The sequence below is a fragment of the Acetomicrobium sp. S15 = DSM 107314 genome, assembly GCF_016125955.1.
GTDB classification, from domain to species: Bacteria; Synergistota; Synergistia; order Synergistales; family Thermosynergistaceae; genus Thermosynergistes; species Thermosynergistes pyruvativorans.
Window position 1 is genome coordinate 1 of sequence record NZ_JADEVE010000426.1, and the last position, 319, is coordinate 319.

The 319-nt window shown below is 47.6% G+C and carries 1 pseudogene; it reads right to left on the reverse strand.

The window, feature by feature from the left end:
- Positions 1-212: pseudogene (locus tag EZM41_RS13180) on the reverse strand (V-type ATP synthase subunit A); the annotation flags it as partial.
- Between the last annotated feature and the right edge of the window lie 107 nt (positions 213-319).

Genomic DNA, 319 nt, shown 5'->3' on the forward strand with positions numbered 1-319 from the left:
GATATTGAGAGGCCTCTGTATGCCGTCGTATATCTGCTCGATCAAACCTGGTCCAAGTTCAGCGCTCAGAGGGCTCCAGTAGCTACGACGGGTTCTCCTGGCTTTAATCCAGACGTTTCCTCATAGACCTGAATCGAAGCCGTATCTCCTTTCAGCTCGATTATCTCTCCCACAAGTCCAAGCTCTACTACGCGAACAACCTCATACATAGAAAGTATATCAGTAAGGACTTTTCTTACTTCATCGGATCCTCGATGATTAAGACCTCCACACCTTTGGCCATCTGGTGTTATAAATTGGCGACCCATGTCCCATGCGT